Origin of the sequence: Methylosinus sp. C49 (genome assembly GCF_009936375.1) — a bacterium.
Taxonomy (GTDB): domain Bacteria; phylum Pseudomonadota; class Alphaproteobacteria; order Rhizobiales; family Beijerinckiaceae; genus Methylosinus.
In genome coordinates this window covers 16,382-42,762 of record NZ_AP022333.1, presented here as the reverse complement: position 1 = coordinate 42,762, position 26,381 = coordinate 16,382, and the positions used below count along the sequence as shown (strand labels likewise).

The following is a 26,381-nucleotide window of genomic DNA, read 5'->3' as shown; positions in this document are numbered from 1 at the left end:
TTTTCAAAGCAATCGAATCGCATTCGGGTGAACGATATGACGCAGCAGAATATTCCCGGCGCGCGGCATCCAGACTATATCCGCGCCATTCTCGATCGCGCCGTCAATATGATCGCGGAGGGCCGGTTGGACAGCGCCGAGGTGCTTCTCGCGACATTGAGCGAAGAGCCGAGCGCCCGCGAGGTGACGGCCCATCTGCGCGGGGTGATCGCGGCCAGACTCATGGAGAAGTCGGCGGCGCAGCTCTTCTTCAAAGCGGCTATCGAGGCCAATCCGCGCAATGCGGAGGCGCATGCGCAGCTCGGCCTGCTGCTCCTCGACGAGCGGCCGGTCGCGGCGGCAGCGGCTTTCGCGGCGGCGATCACGCTCGAGGCGCGCAACCCCGATTGGCATGTCGCGCTCGCCTCGGCCTTCCACCGCTTGGGTTTCGTCGATCGCGCGAAGGACAATCTCGCGGACGCGTTGGCGCTCTCGCCCGATCATGCGGAGGCTGCGACCCGCGCCGCGACCATCGAGGCGGAGACGGAAGAGAGGCCCGAGATCGAAGATCTGTCGCCCGAGGACGAAGCGATCCTCTGCGACGCGCTCTTCGCAGAGGGAGCGCGGCGCCAGAGCGATGGCGATCTGGCGCGCGCCGCAGCAATTTTCGAGCGCGTCCTGAAACGCGCGCCGATGCATGCCTTCGCTCTGTGCAATCTCGGGACGCTCCACCGCGTTTCGGGCGATCTGCGCCGATCCGAGGAGCTGCTGGAGCAGGCGATCACGGCCGATCCGAAGCTCGTCCCCGCACGTCTCGCGCTCGCCGAGACCTATGCTGCTGCGGGCCGGGATCAGGAGGCCCGCGCGCAATTCGAGATAGCGATCGAGGTGGAGCCGCGGAACGCCGACGCGCGCGCCGCCTATGCGATGGCCCTTCAAAGAACGGGCGCGGCGAAAGAATCGATCCCGCATTTTCACCACGCCATTCTCCTCGATCAGAATCGACCGGCCGAATTCTATGCGGCGCTCGGCGCCGCGCTCGAAGCCATGGGAATGCGCGATCGTGCGGAAATCGCTCTACGACACGCCGCGGCTTTGGCGCAGGCGTCCTAGGGAGGCGCTCGGGGCGCGGAGGCGACTCGGGCAGCGCCAAATTGAGAAAGGGAAACGGGCGAGGCGTCCTCGTAGGCGCATGTCCGCTCATGTCCTCGAAATCGTGCATCCGCGCGAAAATCGGACGGGGGCCGCGTAGCGGACGCGCGCGGGTTTTCTCTCTCATCTGTGCGAGAACCGGGAGCGGCGCGAGAACGATCGATCGACGAGCGAAACGCCGTCGCTCGACTCACGCTCATGTGTCTTCGGGGCGTGTGGCTTGGAGGCACGTGTCTCGGGGGCAAGAATCGCTGTCCTCTGGACGAAAATCGCGCAGGTTTGAATCGCCCCTGTCGTCGGGCCCTCTCGACTCTTCGGCGTTGCTATTTACGTCACCGGAAGAACTGGGAGAAATCCGGCTTCGTCGCGCCGGCATGCGTATGCCGATGTCGCGATCGAGCTGTTTCGCGCAATGGATCAGCGCCAGCTTCAATTCTGTCTGAATCGTGCGCTTTGTCACGCCGAAGCGCTTCGCGAGAGCGGCGGAGGGAATTTCATCGATGGAGACCGCCAGCAATATGTCGCGTCGCCGCGGCGGCATTTCCATCATCCCGCGTTTCAGCACCTCGATCTCCGAACGCGCCTCGACGATGCGCTCAGGATCGGGCGCGTCGTCGACAATATCGAGGGAGAGTTCGGCTTCGGAGGGGCCGTCGAGCAATTCGCTCCTGCGCCGGTCCGCGGCGAGCCGCGTAGCGATGCGGAGTATATAGGCTCTCGGACTCTTGATCGGACCGATCTCGACACTGGAATGCAACCGCAAAAACGTGTCCTGCAGGGCATCCGCGGCCATATCCGTCGAGCCCAGTCGACGCGATAGGCGCCGCTTGAGATCTTCATATCCCGTGAGCAGCAAATTGATCAAAGTCGCGCGGCTGGTTTCGATCGTCATCGAACACGCTCCGCTTCCATCGTGGCTGCGAGCCTCGATGTCTCGAATATGCGCATGCCGATAGGTCGAGCGGATGACCCGGCAATGACAGGCGCGCGATTTTTGCCGATTTGATGGAATTTCGTTCGCGAGAACATGGCCGCCGTCGATACGACGCCGACGCCTCCGGCTCAGGGGGCGCCTCGGTCGGACGAAAGGCGGCGTTCATTTTCGGACGCGGCGCATGGGCGACGGCTCGGAGGCGGGCACGACGGCCGCCACGCTGCGCATCGACTCGAGCCGCGAGCGGAATTCCTCCGAGACGCCTTGCGCGTCGAAGCCGTTGCGAATGATCTGGGGTTTGACGAAAACGATAATTTCCTGCCGGCTCTTGGATTTGTCGGTATTGCCGAACAGATCGCCGAGATAGGTGATGCGGCGTAGGACCGGGAGGCCGTCCAATGTGCTGTTATCCTGCTCGCTGATCATGCCTCCGAGCATCACAGTCTGGCCGCTCGTCACCGAAATGGTCGAATGCACGCGCCGTTGCGAGATGGTCGGCGTCAGGCTCGTGCTCGTCGCATTGGAAATTTCCTGCTCGACTTCGAGCTGGATCGTCCCATTTCCATGGACATGCGGCCAGACTTTCAAGATCACGCCAGTGTCGCGCATCTGATAGGAATTGACGACGGTGTTGGCGTTCGTGAGGATATTCGCCGTGCCGGTCGAGATCGGGATTTCCTGGCCCACCTGGAGAAGCGCTGGTTGATTGTCCGCGACGACGAGCGAAGGCGCCGACAGAACCTTGACGCTGGTGAGCGTCGAAAGCGCATTCAAAATGAGGTGAGGTCGCGTCTCCGGACCGAGCACCAGATTGAAGCCGGGAAGGACGCGCTGGAGGACGAGGTTCGACACGGCGCTCGCGGTGGACGTCGTGTCGGACGACGTCGATGTCGAGGCGGCGGACGCATTGGCCTGCGACGCATTGGCTCCGGTGGCGTTGCCGAGATAATATTGCACCCCATATTGCAGCTTGTCCGTCAGCGAGACTTCGGCGACCGTCGCCTCTATGGCCACCTGCATTTGTGGCCTGTCGAGCTCGCGCAGCGAGCGTTCGATGACGCGATAGTCGTCCTGGTTGGAGTAGACGATAATTGAATTATTGCTGCTGTCGGCCGTGATGCGCACATTTTGAAAGACGCCGCGGGGCAGGCTGCCGGGCGAGGAAGCGTCGCTTTTGGCCTCCGCGTCGGCCTCCTTCTTCTCGTTGAAATTCTCGAAGGCGGCGGCGATCTGGCCGCCGCCCTGGCCTGCGCCTGCGCCGCTGGCTTGGCGCGCGTTGGAGCTGTTGGAGCTGTTGCTGTTGCCGAAAGCGCTGCCTGAGGACACAGAGTCGAGCTTGGATTGAGCCGCGCTCGCGCCCGGCGCGATCTGGCTGGTCGCGGAATCGCTCGTCGTCGACCCGGCGCCCTTGCCGACGAAAATCTCATTGAGAATTTTGGCGATTTTGGTGGCGTTGCCATTTTCGAGACGATAGATGCGCACTGTCGTGCCGGTCATGTCCGAACGATCGAGACGCCGCACCCATAGCGTCACGCGCTCCAGCGTCCTCGGACTTTGCGTCATCGCCATAACGGCGTTCATGCGCGAGATGGGCTGGAATTTCACCGTGCCGGCGCCTTGCGCGCCTTCCCCCGTCTCGAAAATCTGCTCGAGCTCGCGGACGAGCGTCGCCGGCGACGTCGATTTCAGCGGATAGACGCCGACGGATTGGTTGCGCATCCACTCGACGTCGAGGCCGGCGATCATGCTCAGCACCGCGTGTCGCTCGTTCGTCGAGCCTTGCACCAGGATGAAATTGCGGGCGGTGTCGGCGCGGATCATGTTGGGGCGGCTCACGAAATTTTCGGCCGCTTTCATCAGGGCGGCTGCGGACGTATAGCGCAGCGGGACGATGGTGACGCCAAATCCCGGCTGATCCACGCCGAATGCGACTGGGCCCGCGCCATTGGCCTCGCTGATCGGCATGATGCGGATGACGTCGTGGTCGCGCACCAGCGCCGCATTGGACATTCGTAGAGCGCTCTCCAATGCGGGCAGAACGTCCTTGCGCGCGATTGGGGCCGTCGCAACGAGGGTTATCGGCGTCGTGATGCGGGCGTCGACGATGAAATTCAGTCCCAAGGCGTCGCCGAGCAGGGCCTTTGCGACAGTCTGGACATCGGCCTGATCGAAGTTGATCTCGACGCCGTCGCCGCGTTCGGTTGCGCCGGAAGCCGGCGAAGCGGCGGCCATCGGCTCGGCGGCCTTGGTCGTTCCCTTTTGGGCCGGAAAGAGCATCGGTGGTTTTTGCGACTCTCGGCGAGTGTGATCGGCGAGAAGCGGAAAGCGCGCTGTCAAATCGGCAAACCGGATGGAGTCGACGCTGTCGCCCGGACCGACGCCGGTCAATTGTTCGGGCGATGAACAAGATTGCAGCAGGCCCTGGGACATCGTCAGGGCCGCTGCGACCAGCCAGCGCCGGGCCACGGAAGGAAATGAACCGGCGCTCCGGCGCTTGCTACGACAAAACACAACGCGACTCCGATCGACAAATTCGACTACCAATAAACTTGCGCTTTCGCTGACGTTGCAATGCAATCGCACGCTTGTATGACAGACGGGCAACGAAACCGTGGCCGGAGTCTGGCGTGTGAACGCGCGGCCGTCATGACGACGTCAAAACTGGCGGCTCTACTCGAGAGTATTGCTCGGCGCCCTGACTTCGGCGGTCTTTCATGTCTCAAAATGCATTTTTCGAGCATCTTTCCCGAAAGGGCGTCGTGCGCGAGGCGGAGGCGCTCGAAAGCGTACGCGGTCGCGACATGACCGGCGAGATAGATTGGACGAGCCTCACCCGTTTGACGCCTTCCGATTTCGCTGACGAGCTCGCGGATTTCTATGCCTGCGCGCGTATCAAGCGCGGCGAGCTCTCGGCCGACGACTTCGCGGGCGGGCGCCTCTCGCACCGCTTCTTGAAGGAAGGTCGGCTCTTTCCCTTCGCGGACGATGACGATGGTCTGATGCTGGCCATTGCTGCGCCGGTGGATATGGAGACGCTGCTCGCCATCGAGACCGCGTTGGAGAGCAAGGCGAAAATCGCCGTGGCGACCGCCGACGAGATCGACACGGCTCTCGCGGCGGCGTGCAGCGGAGAGCAAGCGGCGCCCGCGACGGAGGCCGCCGAGGCAGGCGCCGGATCGGACGATCTCGACGATTTGCGCGATCTCGCGCGCGGCGCGCCCGTGGTGCGCGCTCTCGACGATCTGCTGCGACTCGCTGTAGAGCAGCGCGCCACAGATCTGCATATCGAGCCTTTCGCCGGAACTTTGCAGGCGCGATTACGCATCGACGGCCTCTTGAAAGCGACGCCGGCGCCGCCGATGAGCATGGCCAAGGGGTTGCTCTCCCGCCTCAAGATCATGGCCGGCCTCAACATCACGGAGCGGCGCCTGCCGCAAGACGGACGGGCGCGCATCGTCGTCGCCGGCGCCGAGATCGATCTGCGCGTCGCGACGATGCCGACCCTCTACGGAGAGGGCGCGGTCATCCGTCTGCTACGCAAGGGCTCGGGCGTCGTCGCGCTCGATCAGATCGGCTTGTCGCAGCGCGACGGCGATATATTGAAGCGGAATCTCCAGGCGCCATTCGGCATGATCGTCGTGACCGGGCCGACCGGCTCCGGCAAGACGACGACGCTCGCCGCCTCGCTCGCCGAGATCAACGAGCCGACGCGGAAAATTCTGACGATCGAGGATCCGGTCGAATATCAGGTTCCCGGCGTCAATCAGACGCAGGTGCATCCCGGTATCGGGTTGACCTTCGCGACGGCGCTGCGCGCCTTTCTGCGCCAGGACCCCGACGTCATCATGGTCGGCGAGATGCGCGACGCGGAGACGGCGCATATCGGCGTCCACGCCGCGCTCACCGGCCATCTCGTGCTCACGACGCTGCACACCAACACGGCGGCGGGCGCGATCACCCGTCTCATCGATATGGGCGTCGAGAGCTTTCTGCTCGCCTCGAGCGTTCGCGCGATCATCGGCCAGCGCCTCGTGCGCATCCTCTGTCCAGATTGCAAGCAGCCACATGCGTTGACGGCGCAGGATATTGCGGAGGACGCGCGCTATGCCTCGCTCGGCTTCGCGGAAGGCGAGACGCTGCACCGTCCAAAAGGTTGCGAATGGTGCAATTACACAGGCTTCCGCGGCCGCCGCGGCGTGTTCGAGGTCATAGAGGCTTCCCCGTCGCTGCGCGCGGCGATCGGACCCAAGACCGATGCGAGCGAGCTCGAGAAGGTCGCGCGCGGCGAAGGCATGACATCCATGACAGAAGACGGCGTCGCCAAATGCCGAGCCGGACTCACGACGATCGACGAAATTTTCCGCGTCACCATGAGCATGTGATCCCATGCCTCAGTTTCATTATCGCGCAGTGACGTCGTCCGGGGAGGTGGTCTCGGGCGAAGTCGAGGCGCCGACTCGCGAGGAAGTGCTTCGTCGCATCGAATATCTCGGCCATATGCCCATAGAGGCGGAGCTCGCGTCCAAAGGGCGGCTCGCCGCGCTTTCGGGAGGCGTCCAGCCGCCGCCGGCGCGCGACGTCACGATCTTCCTTCGGCAATTGGCGCTGCTGATCGGCTCTCGCCTGACTTTGGAAGCGGGGCTGCAAACTCTGGCGGAGGATGCGAGCAAGCCGATGATGCGTTTCGCCGAGGCGCTTCGCGCGACGATTTCCGCGGGCGATAGTTTCGCCGAGGCGCTCGAGCGTCATCCTGCGATCATCGAGCCGGCTTATGTCGCGATGGTGCGGGCGGGTGAGGCGTCGGGCCGGCTGGAGCCCGTGCTGCGCGCCATCGTCGAGGATCGCACCCGCAAGGAGCTGCTCGGCGAACGGATCAATTCCGCCATACGCTATCCTTTGTTTCTCATCGGCTCGGCTGTTCTCATCCTGTTTTTTTTCCTGGTGTATGTCGTGCCGCAATTCGAGCCTGTCTTCAAAGACATCGGCGATCGTCTCAACGGCGGCGCGGCCTTTGTGCTGGCGGCTTCGGCGTGGCTGCACGACAATCTCTATTCATTCCTCGCCGGCTGCGCGGCCTCGGCCTTTTTTCTCTGGCTGATCTTCAGCCGAAAAGAAGCGCGTGTCCGGGCGATCGCGGTTCTCGCGAGAGCGCCGGGCGTCGCCGGGCCGATGCGAGACGCACGTACCACGCGCCTCATCAGCGCTCTCGGTCTTCTCGTCGGCAATGGCGTCTCGCTGCCGACGGCGTTGAAAATCCTGCGCGACATCGTCGCGGATCCGGTGGCGATCGCCGCGATCGACAAAGTGCTCGCGCAGGTGCGCAGCGGTCGGCGCTTCGCGGAGGCGCTCGCCGAGACGGATTTGCTGCCTTCGCTCGCCGTCCGAATGTTGCGCGTCGGCGAGGAGACGGGCGATCTCGCCTCGATCGCCGCCCATGCGGCGCAGTTCTACGAGCATAGGCTGAACCTCGGCCTCGACCGTCTCATGGGAGCGATCGGGCCGATCGCCATTATTTTCGTCAGCGTCATCGTCGGCGCGCTCGTCGTTTCCATCATGAGCGCGCTTCTCAGCATAACGGAGCTCGCCCTATGAAGAAAATATGTCCTCCTGAGCGCGCTGCGCGCCTGCTTCGCGGCGCGAGCCCCGGCTATACTCTCGTCGAGATGCTCGTCGTGCTGACGATCATCAGCCTCATTCTCGGGCTCGTCGGCCCGCGCGTGCTGAATTATCTCGGCGAGTCGCGGGTCAAAACGGCAAAGCTTCAGATCGAGAGCTTCGCCTCCGCGCTCGATCTCTTCTATATCGACGCCGGCCGCTATCCGTCGGCTTCCGAAGGGCTCGCCGCTCTCGTCCAGCGTCCGAGCGACGTCGACGTGTGGAGCGGGCCATATGTGAAAGGCGGGCGCGTTCCCAATGATCCCTGGGGCAAGCCCTATCAATATCGCTTCCCCGTCGACCACACTCCGCCGTACGAAATCATGTCCCTCGGCTCGGACGGCCAGGAGGGCGGCGTCGGAACCGCGGCCGATATTTCGAACATAGAACGTCCCAATGTCGCCAATGCGGACAATTGAGCGGCGGGCCGGTTTCACGCTGATCGAGATGATGGCGGTCATGATGATCATCGCCCTGATCTCGGCTCTCGCCGTGACGCTGGCGCCGGGCTCTGGCCGGGCGCGGCTGAAGGCGCTGGCGATCGACGTGGCGGCGCTGCTGCGGCGCGAGCGGCTCGGCGCGATGATGAGCGGCAGGCCCCGTCATGTGGCGCTGGACGGCGAGAAGCGCGCGTTGCTGGGCGAGAGCGGCGGCTCGGTGCGCGTCCCCGCCGACGTCGCAGTGGCGCTGCTCGGCGTCGATGGCGGCGCGGGCCCGTTGCGGCCGGTGGTCCGCTTCGAGCCGGATGGCGCGTCCACGGGCGCGGCGCTCGCCTTCGAGCGGGAAAGCCTCCGCTATGAGGTGCGCATCGACTGGTTCACCGGCGGCGTGTCGATCCATGCGCCGTGACGCGAAGCGCCCGCGCGCGGGCTTCACGCTCATCGAGGCGCTGGTCGCTCTCGCTGTGCTCGTCGCCTTCGCCGGCGCGCTCGGCCCGCATCTATATCAAGGGCGGCGCATTCTGGCGAGCGGCAAGGGGCGGGTGAATGCGGCGCTCCTCTTGCGCTCGCTCATAGAGGCGCCTTTCGATCGCGAGGGCGGCGCAAAAACGCAGGATGGCGAGGCCGGCGGCTTTCGCTGGCGGATCGACGCAAAGCCGATCTTTCTCGACACGCCGGTCTTCGACGATCCGCCGCCTGCAAAGGACGAGAAAGCGAAGGAAAAGGACGAGAATGACGCGCCGAAATGGGCGGCCTATCGGGTCGCGGCGCGCGTCTCCTGGGGCGAGGGCCAGTCGATCGCCGCCGAGACGATCCGTTTCGCAAAAGAGCGTTAGGAGCGCATGATGGCCAGAAGCCGCTCACGGGGGGAAAGAGGGAGTCGCGCCGGCTTCACCCTAGTGGAGACGCTGGCCGCGCTCGCCGTCGCCGCCGCCATCATTTTCGGAGCGGCGGCGCTCGTCCATCATGTGGCGCTCTATTTCGATCGAGGGGCGCTCGGCGTGAATGAGGCGGAACGTTTCGCGCTGGCGATGGATCGTCTGTCGCGCGATTTCGGCGCCGCGCGCTTCGTCGCGGGGAGCGTCGAAATGCCGAAGGGCAAGGAAAAAAGGGCCGCGCCCGTCGCTTTCGAGGGCGGGCCGGGGCGCATCGTCTTCGTCACCGGGAGCGCCGTCGGCGCCCGCGCTGCGCGGGAGGAGGCGGTGACTCTCGAGGTCGAGCCGCTGCGCGACGGCGTGACGCGGCTGGTGCGTCGGCGCTCTGTCTGGCTCGGGCCGCGCGCCGGCCTTCTCGCCGAGGCGGCGGCAGACGCAGTAGCGCTGCTCGAAGGCCGATACGACATTTCATTCGACTTCGCGCGCATGGATGCGCGCGGCGCGCTCGTCTGGACCGACAGCTGGAAGGGGGAAACCGAATTGCCGCGCGTCGTGCGCTTGCGGCTCGCCGACCCGGCGACCGGCGCCGATCTCGCCGCCGGCGCGCAATTCATCCTGTTTGCCGATGCGCCCGCCGCCTGCGCGCGCGAAGGGGGCGACTGCCTGCCAGGCAAGACCGCTGCGCCGAGCGAGAAGAAAGCGTCGGAACCGCCGAAGGAGCCGACATGAGAAGCGGCTCCCGCCTCGATCCGCGCCGCGGCGTCGTGCTCGTCGCCGTGTTGTGGACGATCGCGCTGCTTTCGACCCTCGCGATGGCGGCGGGGGCGGGGTTTCGCGGTTTCGCCGGCGTTCTCGCCGTCGATAGAGATCGCGTGCAGGCGGAGGCGCTGTTCACCGCCGGGTTGGAAGCCGGGGCGGACCTTCTCGCCAAATATCATGGGCGGCCGCTGAGGCCGGTGGAGACGCGCATTTCCCTTTCGACGGGCGCCGCGCGCGTGCGGCTCGGCGACGAGCTCGGCAGGATCGACATCAACAAGGCGCCGCTGGAGGTTTTCGCTTCGCTCTTCGCTGAGGTCGGCGCGCCCGACGCCAATGAGGTTGCTCGCGCCATCGTGCTGTGGCGCGACGGTCAGGTGAAGACGGCCGCTCATAAAGAGCCCGCCGAACCGCCGCCGCCGCAAGGCGAAAACCCCGGCGCGGCGAAGCCGCAGCCGGGCGAGAAGCCGCCGGAAAAGCGGGATTTGGAGCAGGTCTTCACCAATGTCGATCAATTGGCGCAGATCCCCGCCGTGACGCCGTCCTATGTGGGCCTCGTCGCCCCCTATGTGACGGTCTTCGGCGCCGAGACGGTGAACGTCGCGACGGCGCCGCCGCAGATCCTGCGCGCCTTGCCCGAGATGACCGAGGCCAAAGTCGAGCAGCTGCTCGAAGCGCGGAGCGTTTCTCCGATCGAGCCGGCGCGGATCGAGCAAATTCTCGGGCCGGCCGCCCGCTACGCCAAGCTCGCGACCCGTTCGGTGGCGCGGCTGCGGATCACGGTCGCCCTCGCGGATGGATATGCGGCGGCGGCGGAAGCGGTCATTGTCATATTGCCGAAGGATCGACAGCCTTATCGTGTGCTCTTCTTCGAGCAGAAGCCGACGCCGATCGACGCCGGCGAACGCGGATTTTTCGAGTGAAATTCATGTTCGGCGCAGATTTCCTCATTCATTGGATCGACGTGCTGGCGCAGCTCGCCGAACGTCTGCGCGAGATTTGGCGCGGTCGCGGGGCTCTTCTCGTTTCCCGCGAGACCGGCGGCTTTCGTCTTCGCTCCGGCGCGGATCCCGGCGGGTCGGCGTTCGTCGCCGCGGAGGCGGGCGCCTTTCCCGAGGAGATTCGACGCCGCGCGCGCAGAGAGATCGTGCTGCTCGAATGGCCGCAGGAACGCATCGTGACGCGCCGCATCACGCTGCCGGAAAAGGCGCGGGAGTTCATGAGCGGCGTCGTCGACAATCGGCTCGATCGCCTGTCGCCCTGGCCGGTCGCGGAGATCGTCTATGGGCTCGCCGCCGCGCCCGGCGCGCAGCCGGGCAGCCTCGATGTGCGCGTCTGTATCGTCTCGCGCGGCGAGGTCGACGCGGCCTGCGCGGAGCTCGGCGCGCGCGGCCTCACGGTCGACAGGGTCGTCGCGACGCAGGACGGCGAGGCCTCCGTGGTCCTGTGGTCCCGCAATATGCGGCAGGCGGCGCAGGGGCGGGGGCGTCTGCGCCTCGCCATAGGCGGCGGCGTCGCCGCCTATGTGGCGATCTGCGCCATCGTCGGCCTCTGGGCTGCGATCTCCGCGGCCTCGCTGCAAGACGAGAATGAAGCGCTCACGGCGCGTGCGCGCGCGTTACAGAAGCAGGCGCGCGCCGGCGAGGATCCGCGGATCATAGCCGCTCTCCCCCCGCGGCAGCGCGCTTGGGCGCGCAAGGAAACGTCGATTTCCGCCGTTCATCTCCTCGAAGCCCTATCGCGCGGCCTGCCGGACGGCGCCTATCTGACAGAGCTCCGGCTCGAGGCCGATAAGCTGCGGCTCATCGGCCTCGCCGAGGACGCGCCGGCGCTGATCGCCGCATGCGAAGCCTCCGGGCCGCTGTCGCAGGCGCGCTTCTTTGCGCCGACCACGCGCGGCCCCGACGGCAGGCTCTTCACATTCAGCATAGAGGCGCGTGTCGCGGCGCGCCTCACTCCGGCGGGAGGATGATGCGATGCGGCTCGATCTTCGGATAAATCGCGAAGAAGGCGCGGCGCTCGGCGCGCTGGCGGGGCTCGTCCTCGTCTGCGGGGCGGCGGCGCTGTTCGCGCTCGCCGGGCGTGGCGGAGCGGCCGAGGAGAACGCCCAACGTCGCGACGCGCTGGCGCGGCTCGAAGCGGCGCAAAAGCGCGCCGGCGGCCCGGGAGACCGGGCCGTCGCGCCGGAGGCGGCGTTTCTCGCCGCGCCGACCGCAGCGCTCGCCGGCGCGCAATTACAGGCCCATGTCACGCGCCTCGTCGCGGCCCAGCACGCCGCTCTGACCTCGTCCAACGCCCCGCCGCCGATGGGCAAGGAGGCGGCAGACGCCGTCCAATTGCAGACGACCTTCGACATGGAGCTCTCGGCGCTGCAGGCGCTGCTCTATGAGCTGGAGGCGGGGACGCCTTATGTCTTTGTCGAGGCGTTCTCGCTCCAGCCGCTGGACGGGGCGCGACGCGGCGGCTCGCAGCCGCTTCTGCGCGTCACCTTGAATCTTCGCGCCCATTGGCGCCGGACGGCGTCATGAGACGCTCGCTGCTCGTCGCTCTCACCCTTTTCGCCGCCTCGCATGTCCCGGCGCAGGAGACGCCGCCCCACGCCGACGCCAATCCGCTCGCGCGCCAGCCGCTCGAGCGCTTCGCCGCGACGCGCGACCGCCCTTTGTTCTCGCCGAGCCGCCGGCCGCCGCCGACCCCGACGGCGCATCGCGACGCCGAGCCGCCGCCGCCCCCACCCGAGCCGCCGGCCATCGTGCTGCTCGGCGTGCTGACCGACGCGCAAGGAACGCGCGCTTTCATCCGGCCCAATCCGATGGACAAGGTTCGCGCCGCTCGCGTCGGTGACGATATAAATGGTTGGAAAATAACGCGGATAGAACCGACACGGATCATTTTTGGGCAGGATGAGCGCAGCAAGACATTCGCGATGTTCGAGACGAGGCGCATGACGACGAAGACCGCGCGCAAGAATGCGCAGCGCTGATCTCTCGAAAGAAATTTTACGGTGACGCTTCGGGTTTCGCTCTCGCGCATCGTCTCGTGAATAGGTCGCGCCCGCATGCGGGCCTATTCACGAGCCGACGAGAGTCGCAATGGCGCAACACAGACGATCGCCGCTCTATGGATTGGCGGAAACTCTCGCGAAACGGCTCGGCCTCGGGCTCGTCGCTGCGAGCGCCTTGCTCCACGGAGCCGCGCCGACGCAGGCCGCCGCCTATCACTCGGCGGACGGCGTTCCCGCCGCATGGCGGGATTATGCATTGCTCGTCGGGCGTCGGGTTCAGGACTGGCTCGGCCAGGACAGCGAGCAGACCCGCCGCCTGCGAATGTCCCTGGAAGCGCGCTCGCAGCAGAGCGACTCGCCGTCGACCATCGTGGCGCGTCTCTGGATTTTGGCTAACGGGACGGTCGAGCGCGTCGATTTGGAGGGGTTCGATGCCGCGGATACCGAGGCGGTGCGTGCGCTTTTGACGCGACAGGAGGTCGGCGCGCCGCCGCCGGCCGACATGTCGCAACCGCTGCATTTGAAACTATCGCTGCAGGCGAAGAATTGAGACACGGGGCGCATAGTCGGAGCGCGGCCGAGGCGCGCGTGGCTCGCCTGCTCGCTGCGGCGATGCTCGGCGCGCTCGCAGCCGCCCGGCCTCTCGCGGCCGAAGAGACGAGCGAACGAGGCTCGGCGAAGGCGCCGGAAACGGCGGCGGCGCGGCCGGGCTCGCCAGCCCTCTATCGCGCGCTGGCCGAAAGCGAAGCGCGCCGCGCTGGAATGCCGGGCGAGATCGCCGACGCCGTCATGGCCGTCGAGAGCGGCTATGATCCCAAGGCGCTCGGCTCGGTCGGCGAGATCGGCCTCATGCAAGTGCTGCCCTCGACGGCGCGAGCGCTGGGATTCGATGGTCGGATGGAGGGGCTCGCCGTTCCCGAGACCAATATTCGTTATGGCGTGAAATATCTCGCCGGCGCCTGGCGGCTCGCTGGCGGCGATCTTTGCACGGCGGTCATGAAATATCGCGCAGGCCATGGAGAAACGCGCTTTTCGCATCGCTCCGTCGATTATTGCCTCGCCGTGCGCGCCAAGCTCATGGCGCGCGGATATCCTGTCGCCGGCATCGTTCCGATCGCCACCTTCGGCGACGCGGCGCCGTCTCGCCTCCGCTCGGCGCTCGTCGTCGGATGTCGTCGAAATTGCCTCGCGGCGTCCCGCCGGGTCGAGCCCGATTTCGACGCGATCAACATGCGCCTCGATCATATCGTCATACAAGCGAACGCGAACGCCGTGCGGTTGCGTTGAGGCCTTTCGTCGGCGGCCATGGCTACGTATCGATCGTTCGAAGGGACGAAACATGAGATGTCTCGGTCTCGCTATTCTGATGATGCCGCTCGTCGCGCCGTGTCATGCCAATGACGTCGCGACGCCGAATGGAGAAATCATCATCGGCGGCGCAGCGTCGCCGATGGCTGAGGCGCGAAACTGCGTCGATGTTCAAATCGGCGGCGACTTGGTTTTCGGCTGCCTCAATCGACGGCTGAGGCGCGACGTCGAGCGCATTCGCCCGATCATCGAGGCTCCTCCCGTCGACGCTCGATCGTCCGACCTGAAGACCGGCGTCGTGAACCTGCCGGCCATACGCCAGCAGTATGGAAGGAATTTTGGAATTTCGGCCGTCCCTTATCGCGAGCCGGCAGTCAACGCCGGATCGCCGATGTTGCGACGTTGAAGTCGCCGCTCTCGCATGGACGCCGGACGCGATCCGGGCGGGGGCAATCTGAAGGGTAGAGTTGGTCATGTTGGAAAACTTCGCGCAATTTCAGAAGATAGAAGATGGCGACAACAAACTGCGCCATCTTTCGAACCCGCGCGCGTCCGGCCACGATCTGGCGGGCCTCTTGCCGTTGGTCAGCATAATCATCACCAATTACAATTACGGGCGATTCCTGCGCGAAGCGTTGGATTCGGTCTTCGCTCAGACTTATCCGCATATCGAGTGCATCATCGTCGACGACGCCTCGACCGACGATAGCGATATCGTCCTGGAGAGCATTCGTCGCCACGAACCGCATGTTCGTATTATATCCCACAAGGACAATTTGGGGCAGACAACCGCGTTCAGAACGGGCCTCGCGGCCAGCTCCGGCGAATATGTCGTCTATTTGGACGCCGACGATATGCTCCTTCCAGCCTTCGTCGAGACGCATCTCTACGTTCATCTCTCGCTACGGCTCGCGGTCGGCTTCACCTCGTCGGATATGTTCCAGTCGATCAATGGCCGCATCGTCAGATCGTCCTGGACCGCCCTCAGCGATTATGTCGCGTCAGGGCGCGGATTGCGCAAAGAGCGCCTGCGTCGCATCGACGCCGCCGCGAGAGGCTTTTGGCCATTCGAGCGCGCGCCGCTCGACGATGTCGAATCCCGCGTGCACTTCGTGGACCCGCTCGGTTCGGAGGACTGGGTCTATGCGCCGACGTCGGGGAATTGTTTCAGACGAGACGCCCTGACATTGCTTCTCGGCGACGGCCCTCTCATGGATCTTCGATTCCACGGAGATACTTATCTGAACAAAGGCGTGCGGCTTCTGAGCGGCGCCGCGCTCATCGATGCGCCCCTCACCATTTATCGAATCCACGGCGGAAACGGATTCGCGAGCCACGCGGAACTCTGCGGAGTCCATAGCGCAGCGCCCTTCAAAGCTTTCAGGGCCGAGTATTTCGCCTGGCGCGCGGTCGTGGATCGTCTGATCGACCATGTGGACGAGCTCGCGGAGCGCATCGGCGCTGACCGCTATGTCAGCGCTCTCGTCTGCCTGCAAAACTCCTATGTGGACCATCCAGACTTTCAGCAGTTCGAGAGCCTCGCGCGCTATATCGAAATGCGACTAGAGACGCGGGGGGATTCAATTCGCGCGCGTCTCGGTCTCGACGCGTTCGAACATTTGTCGACGAGCGTGAAGCGCTGCGGCAAGCGGCGAGTCCAGGCGAAAAGACGAGAGCCGCGCCCCTGGATTAGACCTCTGGCCGAACTCTTCCTGACGACGGGTCGCTCGATGAGCCTTACGACGATGACGAAGATCGGCGATCGGCTTTGGCATTTCTGATATCCGATCCGCATTGTCGGCTGCTGCGGCGCGCCCGGCAGTCCCTATCTCAATGTGCGACAGAGCCGAAATGGCCGCCGTTGAAATCGATCATCGGACCATCCCGCCTGGCCCACGCCCGGCGATCATAGCCCCAACCGACCTGCGAGAAAAATGCGCGACAGAGCCACTCCGCGTGCCGCGCGCTCGGGGCAAGTCTCGTCTCTTTCATTCAGCTGCCGGAGGCAGCTCGGCGAGCTCGGCGCGCGACGAACGCGCGAGAAAGCGTCGGCACTGCTGCTCGCAATCATAGCCGAGCAGCGTGCCGAGCATGAAATCCTCCTCCGCCGTCAGCGCATTCAGCGGACGCGTCACCAGGGCGCGCGCCACGGCGACGAAGGCAGGTCGTCCGAAGAAGAGATTGGCTTTGATCGGACTGAGCTGCTGGACGAAGTAATCGAGGCCTTGCGCCTGCAGCTTCGCGCGCACGACTTCCAGCTCCGAGCGACTGAGCGTCATCAGAAACAGCGCGCGAACGCCACGACTGAGCTCATACAGATGGTGGTGAAAGAGCCTCGAGATCGAAGCCGCGTCCGCGGACTGTCGGGACAGGGCCAAAGGCCGAACTGCCTCGCTCATCAAAGAAGCTTGCTCAGCCATGCGGTCACTCTTTTTTCGGTCATGCCGGACTGAGTGTCCAGATCGAGCGCCAAGCCCACGAATTTGCCGTCTCGCTCCGCAGTGGAGCCGAGATAATCATAGCCCCCGGTCTCGGTGAAGCCGACGACACGGGCGCCGAGCGCGAGCACCTCGTCATAGAGAATGCCCATGGCGTCCACGAAAGAATGTGGATAGGTCTGCTGATCGCCCGTGCCGAACAGAGCGACCGTCTTACCTTGCAAATTGGCGCTGCGGAGCTTGTCGATATTTTCTTCCCAATCCGATTGGAGCGTGCCGTCGCCATAGGTCGGCGAGCCGAGAATGAGCAGGTGGCAATTTTCAAAATCATCCGCTGTCGCATCTTTTATGTCGACCGCTCGCCCCTGACATTTCTTGGAAATCCGGGAAGCGACTCCCTTCGTCGCTCCGCCGTCCGAACCAAAAATGACCGTGATGCTCATGCGCCACCTCTCTATCGAGTCGAACGCGCCAAGGTAGCGCCCCGCTATTTTGGCGTAAATAGTCTATACTTTGGATTATTTGTATAAATGGGCGATATATTGTATTTATTCCAAATCGAAAAAGGGCCGACGGGAAGAACGACGAGGCCGCCTGTGCGGACGGATGTCGATCCAATGATCGGGCATGCATTGCAGGCGTGTCCTCGGCGCCCCCTCGCTGCCGACGCTGATCGGGCTCCGCGCTCCGAAGGCGCCAGCCCAATTCCAGACGCGAGTGGACAACGCGCTCTTTCACCAGCGATAGCGCAACGTGGCCACGAGCTTGCGTCGCTCGCCATAGAAGCATTCCGGCGCGCTGTAATAGCAGGCGGCGACATAAGCATTGTCGAGAAGGTTGGAGACGTTCAATGCGAGGCGCCAATTGTCGCGCTCATATCCGATCATCGCGTCGAGCACCGCATAATCCGGGACGCGGTAGACGCTAGCGCGGGCGGCGAGCGGCGGCGAAAAGCTCGGACCAGTGTAGCGCAAGCCGGCGCCGAAGCTCAGCCCCTGCAGCAGATTCGGCTCTCGCACGCCGAGCGCTGCGAAGTCCGGCCGATAATTGAACCACACCGCGAAAGCATTGCGGGCGACGCCCGGCATGGATTGTCCCTGCGTGCCGGTGGCGCTCTGCATGATCTTGTTTTCGGTGAAAGTGTAGGAGCCGATGAGATCGAGATCGCGGTCGATCGTCGCCTTCCCTTCGAGCTCGAAACCGCGCGAGCGCACCTCGCCGATCGATATCTGCGCCGACGGATTGATCAGACGATGCGAAGCGTCCGGATCGGCGCTCGGGACATTCTGCTGCGTCAGCTGATAGGCCGCGAAGCTGAACATATAATCGGAGCCCGGCGGCTGGAGCTTGAAGCCGACCTCATATTGCTCACCCGTCTTCGCCTTCAGCAGCGCGCCCGTGTAGTCCATCGCGGTCTGCGGCTCGAAAGATCTCGAGTAGCTCGCATAGGGCGACACGCCTTCGTCGAAGAGATACATGAGCGCCGCGCGACCGGTGAAGGCGTCCTGATTGGATGGCGTGACCGTGCCGGCGCGATAGGCGTAACTGGTCTGGGTCGTCCAATCCTGACGGCCGCCTCCCGTGATGAGCCAATGTCCGTCGAGCTTGATCTGATCCTGGAAATAGACGCCGAGCTGATCGTTGAGAATTAGATTGTCGATATTGGGCGTCGAGCCGAGGACGACTGGCGAGCCATAGACCGGGTTGAACAGATCGAGCGCCGCGACCGTTCCGCGCCAAGTCTTGTAGTTCCAGCGATAGTTTTGATAATCCAGTCCGATGAGCGCCTTATGCTCGAGCGGGCCGGTGTCGAAGCGCGCCTCGAGCTGATTGTCGACGGTCCAGCTGCCATATGTGTCGCGGCGGCTGTAGCCGAAGCGGTTGAGATAGCGCCCGTTCGCCTGAAGCGAGCTGCCATAGGCCGAATCCCATTCGAGCGCTGATCCCCAGCGATTGAAGTTCTGCCGCACCGTGAACATGTCGCTGAAGCGGTGCTCGAACTGATATCCGACCGCATAGACCTCGGTCGTGTATTTGTCGAAATTGGGCTCTCCCGAGAATGTGTGTCTCGACAAGACGCCATTGAGGTTGTACGCGACGCTTCCAATCGCCGGCAGGCCCCAATTGAACGCGGTGCGACTGTCCTGATAGCGTGCGAGAAGCGTCAGGGACGTGTCGGACGATGGCTCGAATCGTAGCGCCGGCGCAATGTAGCGGCGATCATCCGGGACATGGCTCACCATCGTGTCGCTATCACGGAAGAGGCCAGTCAGACGATAGGACCAGACGCCTGCTGGATCGATCGCGCCGCGAAAGTCGCCGGCAATCTGCTTGCGATCGAAGCTGCCGAGCTGCGCTTCCAGCTCGTGCAGCGGCTCGGTCGACGGACGCTTGGTGACGAGATTGATGAGGCCGCCTGGCGCGATCTGGCCGTAGAGCACGGAGGCCGGGCCGCGAATGACCTCGATGCGCTCCAATCCGTAGGGTTCGGAGGGCTCCGCATACGTGCCGCCGAGCTGCTTGAGGCCGTCGCGATAGATCGCCATCGGCGCGCTCGCGAGGCCGGCGGCGAAGCCGCGCAGATTGAAGGAATCATCAGTGAGATTGACGCCGCGCTCGCCGCCGACGCCGGTCGTGTAGCGCAAGGCGTCGTAGATCGTCGGCGAACCTTGAAGATCGAGCTGCTCGCGCGTGACGACCGTCACCGATTGCGGCGTCTCCAGCAGCGGTGTGCTCGTCTTTGTCGCGGCGGAGCCCCCTTTCGCGACAATGGCGGCGTTATCGTCGGTCTTGCGCTTGCCGCCCGTTGGTCGCGCGGCGCCGATATCGATCGCATCCAGAGCGATCGGCTGCTCCTCGGCCAGGACTGGCGTGACGGAGAGGAGACAACCGATCGCGATGGCGTCGAGACGGCGCTGACGCGCGATCGCGCGACCGCGATGCGATTTGATGAATGACATGACGCAATGCTCCCCCGAGACTGCGCGCGCGTCGAAGGCGCGAGAGCGAACGACGCGATATGGCGGAGATCACGCTCTATCACGAGCAATGACGATCACGATCGACGAATGCTTCCAATCTGTGCGCCGAAAGGCCCATAGTGGAAGTTTTCCAGACTGCTATGCGAAGGCGATCGTCGATAGCGCAATCAGCGGAGTTCTGCGGTAAGCTCACAGTCGAATGACGCGGCAGGCGCGCGAGCGCGCGCCCACCGTCTTATGCCCCACCATCGGAAGCCTTTCGCCTTCATTCACGAAAGGCGAAGCTTCGACCGAAGGAGCGAGCGCGTCTTGTCGAGGTTGGTTCAGCGCATGGCTACGAAGCAACGGCTCGGAATTTGTTTCCGAACCATTGCGGCGATCGTCGGCGGCTATGCGCTCGCCTCCCTCTTCGCCGTCGCCTGCTCGGTTTCGTCGCGAGACTCCCGCGCCGATGTCGTGCTCGTCGGAATGCTGACGAGCTTCGCCGTCTATGTCGGCGCGTTCCTCTGGTGCTTTTCGGCCTCGAGCGCGCTTCGCGCATGGCTCGGGCTCCTGCTCGGCGCTCTGCTGCTCGTAGCAGCGACAATGCTCTCCCTGTCGTGGAGCGCGTCGTGAAGGGATCGTTCTTTCGTTCGATGCTCTGGCTCCACGGTTGGGCCGGTCTGCTGGCGGGCTGGCTCCTCTATGCGATTTTTCTCACGGGCAGCGCGACCTACTACCGCTCCGAGATTTCCCATTGGATGCGCCCGGAGCTCGGCTTCTCCATAGATGCGGGCGATGACGCGCGGATCGCGGATGGCGCCTTGCGCCGTCTTCGAACGATCGGCGCCGACGCCGAACGCTGGCGCGTGACCTTGCCGAATGCGCGTGAGCCGGCGACGGAGATTCATCTCTGGCGCAAATCAGGAAAGGGGCCGAGCTTCGTTCACGAATGGCTCGATCCGGCGAGCGGGGCGCCCTCTCCGGCGCGCGCGACGCTCGGCGGCGACTTTCTCTATTACTTCCACTTCGATCTTCAGATGCCGTCGATCTGGGGACGCTTGCTCGTCGGCCTCGCGGCGATCGTGATGCTGGTCACTCTCGTCAGCGGCGTCGTCGCGCATAAGCGCCTATTCGCCGACTTCTTCACCTTTCGGCCCGATGCGACGCGTCAGCGCGCCTGGCTCGACGGCCATAATATCTCTGGCGTGCTGGCCTTGCCCTTCCATCTCGTCATCACCTATACGGGACTGGTCGCTTTGATGTTCCTCTATATGCCGTGGGGAATCCACGTCGCTTACGAGGGGCGCGCGCAAGCTCTGCTCGTAGAAGCCGGTCTCGTCGCGCCGACGCCGGCGGTCTCCGACCCTGCGCCTCTCGCGCCCATTGCGTCGCTGCTCGCGGAAGCGCGACGACGCTGGGCGGGCGGTCGTGTCGGCGTGATCGAAATTTATCGGCCGGGCGAGGTCGGAACGCTCATCGAGCTGACGCGCGACGCATCCGAAACGCTGGCCTATCGCTATGACAAGCTGCGCTTCATCGGACCGGAAGGGAGATCGATTCCGCAGTCGCCGCCGTCGGCGGTCGTCGCTGCTCAGATGACGATGTACGGTCTGCATATCGGTCGCTTCGCCGATGCGGCTCTGCGGGCGTGCCTGTTCATTTGCGGGGCGACAGCGACGGCGATGATCGGGACGGGCCTCGTGCTGTGGTCGGTTAGCGCGCGTCGACGTGAGACGTCGCGCATGGGATTGTTTCTCGTCGAGAGGCTGAATCTCGGCGTGATCGTCGGATTGCCGATTGCAGTGGCGGCGTATTTCTGGGCGAACAGGCTGATTCCTTCCGCTTCCCCTGGTCGTCTGCTGGGCGAGCCTATCGCGTTCTTTTCGACATGGCTCGCAGTGCTCCTCGTCTCCCTTCTCCCTTGGCGCCGCACGCCCTGGACGCCGATGCTGCTCGTCGCCGCTGGCGCCTTCGCCGCTTTGCCGCTCGCCGATGTGGAGGCCTATCGCAGCGGCGAGATCGCATCCTACGATCGAGCTTTCCTGGGATTCGACGCCGCCATGGCGGCAATCGGCAGCGTGTTCGCAGTGATCGCGAGAAAGCTGCGCGAAGAACACACGCGCGACAAAATCAACGACCGGACGCGCGAGAGAGAGCTCGTCCCATGACTCCGTCTGTTTTCGTTCTCGGCTATTGCAGCTCGTTCGCGGCGGCGCTGGCGATGGATCGCCACCACCAGCAGGTCTTCGGGCATCGAGCCTACACGACGGACAAGATCGCAGCGCGATTCGCGAGCTGCGCGCTTTTGATCTGTGCTTTCTGTTCGGCGACATTGTGGCGGAGCGCCTCGATCGGCGCCGTCGTGTTCGTCGTCGCCGCGTCTCTCGGCGCTCTGCTGGCGGCCGTCCTGCTCGCCCTCGCTCCCCGTGTCGCGGCGGCCGTCGCCATTCTCGCGGGTCCAATCGCAATTTTCGAGACGATCTTCAGCGCAATGTGAGGTCTGCTCGTCGACGGCCGTGGCGTAGAATTCATGAATAGCGACGGTCGTCGAATGAGCCGGTCCAAGTAGAAGACGTTGCAACAATTCCAAGAACCGTGCGACGCCATTGACTCGAACGACCAGCTCACAGAGCTTTGTGTGCGAATGAGCGATCGCGCTGCAATCGTCGTTAGACCGGTCGGCTGTCCGACGCGCTTCGAAGAGTCGACGAACGTAGCTCCGCACATCGCATTCTACGAGGTAGGCATGAATCGAGTGGGAATGGTCGGCGGTGCGGCGCTGCTCGTCGCTTCTTGCGCAACTCTGCGTGCGCATGCCGATTGTTTTGGCGATCTCGCGGGACGGGAGGTGTGTCTTCCCCATCCGGCGCGACGTGTCGTCACCATTCCCATGCCCTCCGCCTCGTCCTTCATCGCTGTGGACGGCTCGGCGCAGCGACTCGTCGGGATGCATCCCTCTTCGAAGAAAGCGATCGACGAGGGTCTGCTCGGACGCATGTTTCCGCAGGCGCGCGCCATCGACGCGTCCGTCGCCGGCGTCGGCGCGGATGGATTCATGCCAAATGTCGAGACGCTCGCTCTGCTCGATCCAGATGTCGTCGTGCAATGGGGCGATCGCGGCGACGACATCGTCGGCCCATTGCGCAACGCCGGCATTCGAACAGCGCTGTTGCGCTATGGAACGGAGTCGCTCGCGCGTGGCAATCTCACGCTGATGGCGGATATCGCCGGCAAGCCGGAGCGCGCGAAAGAGCTGATCGCCTGGCGCGCTGCGACGATCATCGACATAGAAAAGACGGCGCGCGACATTCCAGAAGCGCGGCGGCTGCGTGTCGTCTATCTGCAACGCGCTGCGAGCGGGCTCGCGGCGGCGGGCGCGAACAGCTACAATGATTTCTACATCCGCCTCGTCGGCGGCCGCAACGCCGCCGAGGGTCTCGCGGGCGCGCCCGCGATCAACGCCGAGCAGATCGCGCAATGGGACCCGGATGTGATCCTCCTCAACGGCTTCGAGGAGAAGCTCACGCCCGCGCGCATTTATGACGACGAGATATTGTCGGCGACGCGCGCCGCGCGCGAGCGCCGGGTCTATAAAATGCCGATCGGCGGCTATCGCTGGGACCCGCCCAGCCAGGAGAGCCCGCTGACCTGGATGTGGCTCGCCGATCTCCTCTATCCCGATGCCTTCCACTATGATCTGCGCGCGGAGATCGCGCACGCCTATCGGCTGCTCTACGGCCAGACGCCGTCGCGAGCGGATATGGACGAGGTGCTTCGCATGCAGATCAACGGCGACGCGCGCTTTTATGATCGCTTCGCGGCGAGCGAGTCGAAATGAGCCTGCTCGTGACCGCGAGCGGCGACACGCCGCAAAAGCGCGCGCTTCCACGCTGGGTGGGAGCGCTCGCCGTCCTCGTGCTGTTTGTCGTCGCCGCGCTGACGGCGCTCTGCGTCGGGCGCTTTCAGATCGCGCCGCAAAAGGCGATCGCAATATTGCTGGCGCGCGTCTCGCCATTGACGGCGGATTGGAGCGCGATGGACGAGCGCATCATTCTGCTCGTGCGCGCGCCGCGCGTTCTGCTCGCCGCGCTGTGCGGCGCAGGGCTCGCCGTGAGCGGCGCGGCGCTGCAGGGCGTGTTCCGCAATCCGCTGGTGGCGCCGCAGATTCTCGGCGTGTCGCCCGGCGCGGCCTTCGGCGGCGCGCTCGCCATCACGCTCGGCTTCAGCGGCTTCGCGCTCATCGGCGGGGCTTTCGCCTTCGGCGCCGTCGCGCTTGTGCTGGTCGGAGCCTTGGCGCGCGTCGAGGGCCGCAGCGACACGGTGATGCTGGTGCTGACCGGCGTCGTCATCGGCGCTCTGTTCGCGGCGCTTGTCTCGCTGCTGCAGTTTCTCGCCGATCCGAACAGCTCGCTGCCGGCGATCGTGTTCTGGCTGATGGGCAGCTTCTCGGCCGCGACCTGGGCGCGCCTCGGCGTTGCGGCGCCCGGCGTTCTCGTCGGCGTGGCGATGCTCTGGCTCATGCGCTTCCGCATCAACGTCCTCTCGCTCGGCGAGGAGGAGGCGCGCGCCCTCGGCCTTCCGGTCGAGCGCGACCGCTGGCTCGTCTTCGGCGCTGTCGCGCTCATAGAGGGCGCGGCAGTCGCCGTCGCCGGCGTCGTCGGCTGGGTGGGGCTGGTCGTTCCGCATGCGGCGCGTCTCCTGGTCGGCTCCGATCAGCGGGCGTTGCTGCCCGTTTCCGCGGCGCTCGGCGCATCCTATCTTCTGCTCGTGGACAGCCTCGCGCGCAGCGCCACGGCGGCTGAGATACCGCTCGGCGTCATCACCGCGCTGATCGGCGCGCCGGTCTTCGCCGCTCTGCTGCGGCAGACGCGCCGCAAGGAGCTCGCGGGATGATCGGTTTCGAGAAGGCCGGCGCGCAGCGTGGCCGGCGGTGGATCTTCACCGACATCTCCTTCATGCTCGAGGCGGGCCGCATCCTCGCCGTGCTGGGTCCGAACGGGCGCGGCAAGACGACGCTCATCAAGGCCCTCGCCGGGCTCGTTCCGCTCTCCGCCGGCCGCCGCATCGCGCCATCCGTCATTGGCTATGTGTCGCAATCGATCGGCGCAGATATTCCCTATCGCGCTCTCGATGTCGTCGTTATGGGCCGGGCGCGCGGCCTCGGCCTGTTCGGCGCGCCCGGCGCAGTCGACTATCGCGCCGCGCTCGAGGCGCTGGAGCTCGTCGGCGCGCGCGATTTCGCCGAGCGGCCGTTCGACCGGCTCTCCGGCGGCGAGCGGCAGATCGTGCTGCTCGCCCGCGCGCTCGCCACGGGCTCGCCGGCGCTGGTCCTCGACGAGCCGGCCTCGGCGCTCGATCTCGCCAATCAGAACCGCCTGCTCACAGTGCTGAGCGAGGTGAAGCGGCAGGGGCGTCACGCCATATTGTTCTCGACGCATCTGCCGCAGCATGCGCTGAGCGTCGCCGACGACGCGCTGCTCATGTTGGGACCCTCGGAACATTCGATCGGCCCGACGCGCGCCATTCTGAACGAAGCCAATCTGACGCGCCTCTATGGCCTGCCCGTGCGGCGCGTCACGCTCGAGGATGAAGGCCGCGCGCCGATCGAGACCGTTGTCCCGGTGTTCGCGGGGGCCGCGCCATGACGGCCGCCGCCGACCGCGAGACTCTGCTCGTGCTGAGCGGCGACGGACCGCCGCCGAAGGCTTTCGACGCGCCGCGCGCGGCTGGCGCGCTCACCATCGTGCGGCAGACGGAGCTGGACGACTCGCGCCTCGTGGCGGCGCGCGGCCTCATCACGACGATGCATCTCGACCAAGTGGATTTCGCGCGCCGATCGATTGCGCTCGAAACTTTCTTCGATCGCGGCGGGCGGCTCGCCTTCATGGGCCATCTCGCGCGGCCATTCCTGCCGGAGCTCGCGCCTTTCGTTCCGCTCGGCGCCGGGCGCCGCGCCGATTTCGCGCTGGTCGCGCTCGACGAGCACGCCGTCTTCGAGGGGATCGACCGCGCGCGGTTGGAGACGCGGCGCGGCGTCGCCGGCTTCTATGGCCGCGGACATTCGCCGCCGCCGCCGGGCGGCCACGCGCTGACCGGCGTCGGCCCGCGGGCGGCGCCGATCGATTGGGCCTGGGAGCGGCCCGCCGGCGGCGCGCTGCTGATGCACGCCGGCAATGATCTCTGGACCGTCTGCGACGAGTCTTCCGTCAATGTCGCGCTCGCGGAGCGAATCGTCGCCTGGTGCGCAGGAGCAACGGCGATCTGGTCATGACTCGCATTCTCGCCATTCATCCGGGAACGGCCTATCACTGCGAAACGCTGGAGGCGCCGCGCTATGCGCGTCTCTTCGACGCGCTCGTGCGGCCGGAAGATCTGGGCGATATCGATCTGTCGCGCTTCGACATCGTGCTCGCGCCATGCCGAACGCCCGCGAGTCGGCTCGCGCCGCATCGCGCGCGTCTCGCGGACTATCTCGATTGCGGCGGCGCCGTCGTCGCCATGGGCGAGACGGATCAGCATCTATGGCTGCCGTCGATCCGCTTCACCAACGTGCCGACCAATTGGTGGTGGTGGCTAGAGCCCGGCGCGAGCCTCGGCCTGTCGATCGCAGATCCAGAGCATCCGCTGTTCGCGCGCATCGGCGCGAATGACATCGCCTGGCATTTGCATGGCGTCTTCTCTCCGCCCGATGGCGCGCGCTCATTGATCGACGACGCCGAGGGACGCTCCGTTCTCTATCTCGACGAGGCGACGACGAAGGGCCGCATGCTGGTGACGAGCCTCGACCCGTTCTATCATCATGGATCGCATTTCATGCCGGCGGCGACGCGATTTCTCGACGGCTTTCTGCCCTGGCTGAAGGAGGAGTTCTGAAAAT

The 26,381-nt window shown here is 65.0% G+C and carries 28 protein-coding genes; 23 read left to right on the top strand and 5 right to left on the bottom strand.

Going from position 1 to position 26,381, the window contains the following annotated elements:
- Positions 1-36 precede the first annotated feature (36 nt).
- On the top strand, positions 37-1,092 hold the full coding sequence (locus GYH34_RS18650; protein WP_161915128.1) for a tetratricopeptide repeat protein: 1,056 nt from the start codon (positions 37-39) through the stop codon (positions 1,090-1,092).
- A gap of 235 nt (positions 1,093-1,327) precedes the next feature.
- Here the strand turns inward: GYH34_RS18650 and GYH34_RS18645 are convergent, their stop codons facing one another.
- Positions 1,328-2,023, bottom strand: a complete 696-nt coding sequence (locus GYH34_RS18645) for an RNA polymerase sigma factor (protein WP_161915127.1) — start codon at positions 2,021-2,023, stop codon at positions 1,328-1,330.
- 204 nt (positions 2,024-2,227) lie between these two features.
- The gene (gene gspD, locus GYH34_RS18640) at positions 2,228-4,342 is read right to left on the bottom strand and encodes a type II secretion system secretin GspD (protein WP_244635395.1); all 2,115 of its coding nucleotides are present in this window, start codon (positions 4,340-4,342) and stop codon (positions 2,228-2,230) included.
- 437 nt (positions 4,343-4,779) lie between these two features.
- On the opposite strand from gspD, the gene GYH34_RS18635 reads away from it, so the two are divergent.
- The 14 genes from GYH34_RS18635 (at position 4,780) to GYH34_RS18575 (ending at position 15,884) form a co-directional block, all read left to right on the top strand.
- The gene (locus GYH34_RS18635; RefSeq protein WP_161915126.1) at positions 4,780-6,447 is read left to right on the top strand and encodes a GspE/PulE family protein; all 1,668 of its coding nucleotides are present in this window, start codon (positions 4,780-4,782) and stop codon (positions 6,445-6,447) included.
- Between the two features lie 4 nt (positions 6,448-6,451).
- Positions 6,452-7,657 (top strand): type II secretion system F family protein, encoded by a 1,206-nt coding sequence (locus GYH34_RS18630; protein ID WP_161915125.1) that lies wholly within the window; start codon positions 6,452-6,454, stop codon positions 7,655-7,657.
- Entirely contained in the window at positions 7,654-8,139 is a 486-nt protein-coding gene (gspG, locus tag GYH34_RS18625) for a type II secretion system major pseudopilin GspG (protein ID WP_161915124.1), read from the top strand. The genes GYH34_RS18630 and gspG overlap by 4 nt, the downstream gene beginning before the upstream one ends.
- A complete protein-coding gene (locus GYH34_RS18620; RefSeq protein ID WP_348983921.1) occupies positions 8,117-8,569 on the top strand; it encodes a prepilin-type N-terminal cleavage/methylation domain-containing protein in 453 nt (150 codons plus the stop codon). The genes gspG and GYH34_RS18620 overlap by 23 nt, the downstream gene beginning before the upstream one ends.
- Positions 8,559-8,996 carry a prepilin-type N-terminal cleavage/methylation domain-containing protein gene (locus GYH34_RS18615; RefSeq protein ID WP_161915122.1) on the top strand — a complete coding sequence of 146 codons (438 nt, stop codon included), beginning with the start codon at positions 8,559-8,561 and terminating at the stop codon, positions 8,994-8,996. Before GYH34_RS18620 ends, GYH34_RS18615 begins: the two co-directional genes overlap by 11 nt.
- Before the next feature lie 6 nt (positions 8,997-9,002).
- Positions 9,003-9,764 (top strand): prepilin-type N-terminal cleavage/methylation domain-containing protein, encoded by a 762-nt coding sequence (locus GYH34_RS18610; protein WP_161915121.1) that lies wholly within the window; start codon positions 9,003-9,005, stop codon positions 9,762-9,764.
- Positions 9,761-10,714, top strand: coding sequence for a type II secretion system protein GspK (locus tag GYH34_RS18605; protein WP_161915120.1), 954 nt, complete (start codon positions 9,761-9,763; stop codon positions 10,712-10,714). Before GYH34_RS18610 ends, GYH34_RS18605 begins: the two co-directional genes overlap by 4 nt.
- A gap of 5 nt (positions 10,715-10,719) precedes the next feature.
- On the top strand, positions 10,720-11,763 hold the full coding sequence (locus GYH34_RS18600) for a PilN domain-containing protein (RefSeq protein ID WP_244635412.1): 1,044 nt from the start codon (positions 10,720-10,722) through the stop codon (positions 11,761-11,763).
- A 4-nt stretch (positions 11,764-11,767) separates the two neighbouring features.
- On the top strand, positions 11,768-12,319 hold the full coding sequence (gene gspM, locus GYH34_RS18595; protein WP_161915118.1) for a type II secretion system protein GspM: 552 nt from the start codon (positions 11,768-11,770) through the stop codon (positions 12,317-12,319).
- Positions 12,316-12,774: a hypothetical protein gene (locus GYH34_RS21690; RefSeq protein WP_162561588.1), complete on the top strand. Its 459-nt coding sequence runs from the start codon at positions 12,316-12,318 to the stop codon at positions 12,772-12,774. Before gspM ends, GYH34_RS21690 begins: the two co-directional genes overlap by 4 nt.
- Before the next feature lie 109 nt (positions 12,775-12,883).
- Entirely contained in the window at positions 12,884-13,345 is a 462-nt protein-coding gene (locus tag GYH34_RS18590; protein WP_161915117.1) for a YbaB/EbfC family DNA-binding protein, read from the top strand.
- A 38-nt stretch (positions 13,346-13,383) separates the two neighbouring features.
- Positions 13,384-14,082, top strand: a complete 699-nt coding sequence (locus GYH34_RS18585) for a transglycosylase SLT domain-containing protein (RefSeq protein ID WP_244635394.1) — start codon at positions 13,384-13,386, stop codon at positions 14,080-14,082.
- A gap of 79 nt (positions 14,083-14,161) precedes the next feature.
- Complete coding sequence (locus GYH34_RS18580; protein WP_244635393.1) at positions 14,162-14,509, top strand: hypothetical protein; 348 nt, start codon at positions 14,162-14,164, stop codon at positions 14,507-14,509.
- Between the two features lie 67 nt (positions 14,510-14,576).
- Positions 14,577-15,884 carry a glycosyltransferase family 2 protein gene (locus GYH34_RS18575; protein ID WP_161915116.1) on the top strand — a complete coding sequence of 436 codons (1,308 nt, stop codon included), beginning with the start codon at positions 14,577-14,579 and terminating at the stop codon, positions 15,882-15,884.
- Positions 15,885-16,091: 207 nt separating this feature from the next.
- Here GYH34_RS18575 and GYH34_RS18570 read toward each other — a convergent pair whose 3' ends face one another.
- The 3 genes from GYH34_RS18570 to GYH34_RS18560 form a co-directional block, all read right to left on the bottom strand.
- Entirely contained in the window at positions 16,092-16,481 is a 390-nt protein-coding gene (locus GYH34_RS18570; RefSeq protein WP_256367052.1) for a DUF2023 family protein, read from the bottom strand.
- 20 nt (positions 16,482-16,501) lie between these two features.
- Positions 16,502-16,984 carry a flavodoxin FldA gene (gene fldA, locus GYH34_RS18565; RefSeq protein WP_161915115.1) on the bottom strand — a complete coding sequence of 161 codons (483 nt, stop codon included), beginning with the start codon at positions 16,982-16,984 and terminating at the stop codon, positions 16,502-16,504.
- A 291-nt stretch (positions 16,985-17,275) separates the two neighbouring features.
- The gene (locus GYH34_RS18560) at positions 17,276-19,501 is read right to left on the bottom strand and encodes a TonB-dependent siderophore receptor (RefSeq protein ID WP_161915114.1); all 2,226 of its coding nucleotides are present in this window, start codon (positions 19,499-19,501) and stop codon (positions 17,276-17,278) included.
- 351 nt (positions 19,502-19,852) lie between these two features.
- Here GYH34_RS18560 and GYH34_RS18555 point away from each other — a divergent pair, with 351 nt between their 5' ends.
- From GYH34_RS18555 to GYH34_RS18520, 8 genes are all read left to right on the top strand, one after another.
- On the top strand, positions 19,853-20,137 hold the full coding sequence (locus tag GYH34_RS18555) for a DUF3649 domain-containing protein (RefSeq protein ID WP_244635391.1): 285 nt from the start codon (positions 19,853-19,855) through the stop codon (positions 20,135-20,137).
- The gene (locus tag GYH34_RS18550) at positions 20,134-21,672 is read left to right on the top strand and encodes a PepSY-associated TM helix domain-containing protein (RefSeq protein WP_161915113.1); all 1,539 of its coding nucleotides are present in this window, start codon (positions 20,134-20,136) and stop codon (positions 21,670-21,672) included. The genes GYH34_RS18555 and GYH34_RS18550 overlap by 4 nt, the downstream gene beginning before the upstream one ends.
- Complete coding sequence (locus tag GYH34_RS18545) at positions 21,669-22,001, top strand: DUF3325 family protein (RefSeq protein ID WP_161915112.1); 333 nt, start codon at positions 21,669-21,671, stop codon at positions 21,999-22,001. Before GYH34_RS18550 ends, GYH34_RS18545 begins: the two co-directional genes overlap by 4 nt.
- Positions 22,002-22,250: 249 nt before the next feature.
- Positions 22,251-23,342: an ABC transporter substrate-binding protein gene (locus GYH34_RS18540; RefSeq protein WP_161915111.1), complete on the top strand. Its 1,092-nt coding sequence runs from the start codon at positions 22,251-22,253 to the stop codon at positions 23,340-23,342.
- On the top strand, positions 23,339-24,397 hold the full coding sequence (locus GYH34_RS18535) for an iron ABC transporter permease (protein WP_161915110.1): 1,059 nt from the start codon (positions 23,339-23,341) through the stop codon (positions 24,395-24,397). Before GYH34_RS18540 ends, GYH34_RS18535 begins: the two co-directional genes overlap by 4 nt.
- Positions 24,394-25,149 carry an ABC transporter ATP-binding protein gene (locus tag GYH34_RS18530; protein WP_161915109.1) on the top strand — a complete coding sequence of 252 codons (756 nt, stop codon included), beginning with the start codon at positions 24,394-24,396 and terminating at the stop codon, positions 25,147-25,149. Before GYH34_RS18535 ends, GYH34_RS18530 begins: the two co-directional genes overlap by 4 nt.
- Positions 25,146-25,775, top strand: a complete 630-nt coding sequence (locus GYH34_RS18525) for a hypothetical protein (RefSeq protein ID WP_161915108.1) — start codon at positions 25,146-25,148, stop codon at positions 25,773-25,775. The genes GYH34_RS18530 and GYH34_RS18525 overlap by 4 nt, the downstream gene beginning before the upstream one ends.
- Positions 25,772-26,377 carry a hypothetical protein gene (locus tag GYH34_RS18520; RefSeq protein WP_161915107.1) on the top strand — a complete coding sequence of 202 codons (606 nt, stop codon included), beginning with the start codon at positions 25,772-25,774 and terminating at the stop codon, positions 26,375-26,377. Before GYH34_RS18525 ends, GYH34_RS18520 begins: the two co-directional genes overlap by 4 nt.
- Positions 26,378-26,381: the final 4 nt, after the last annotated feature.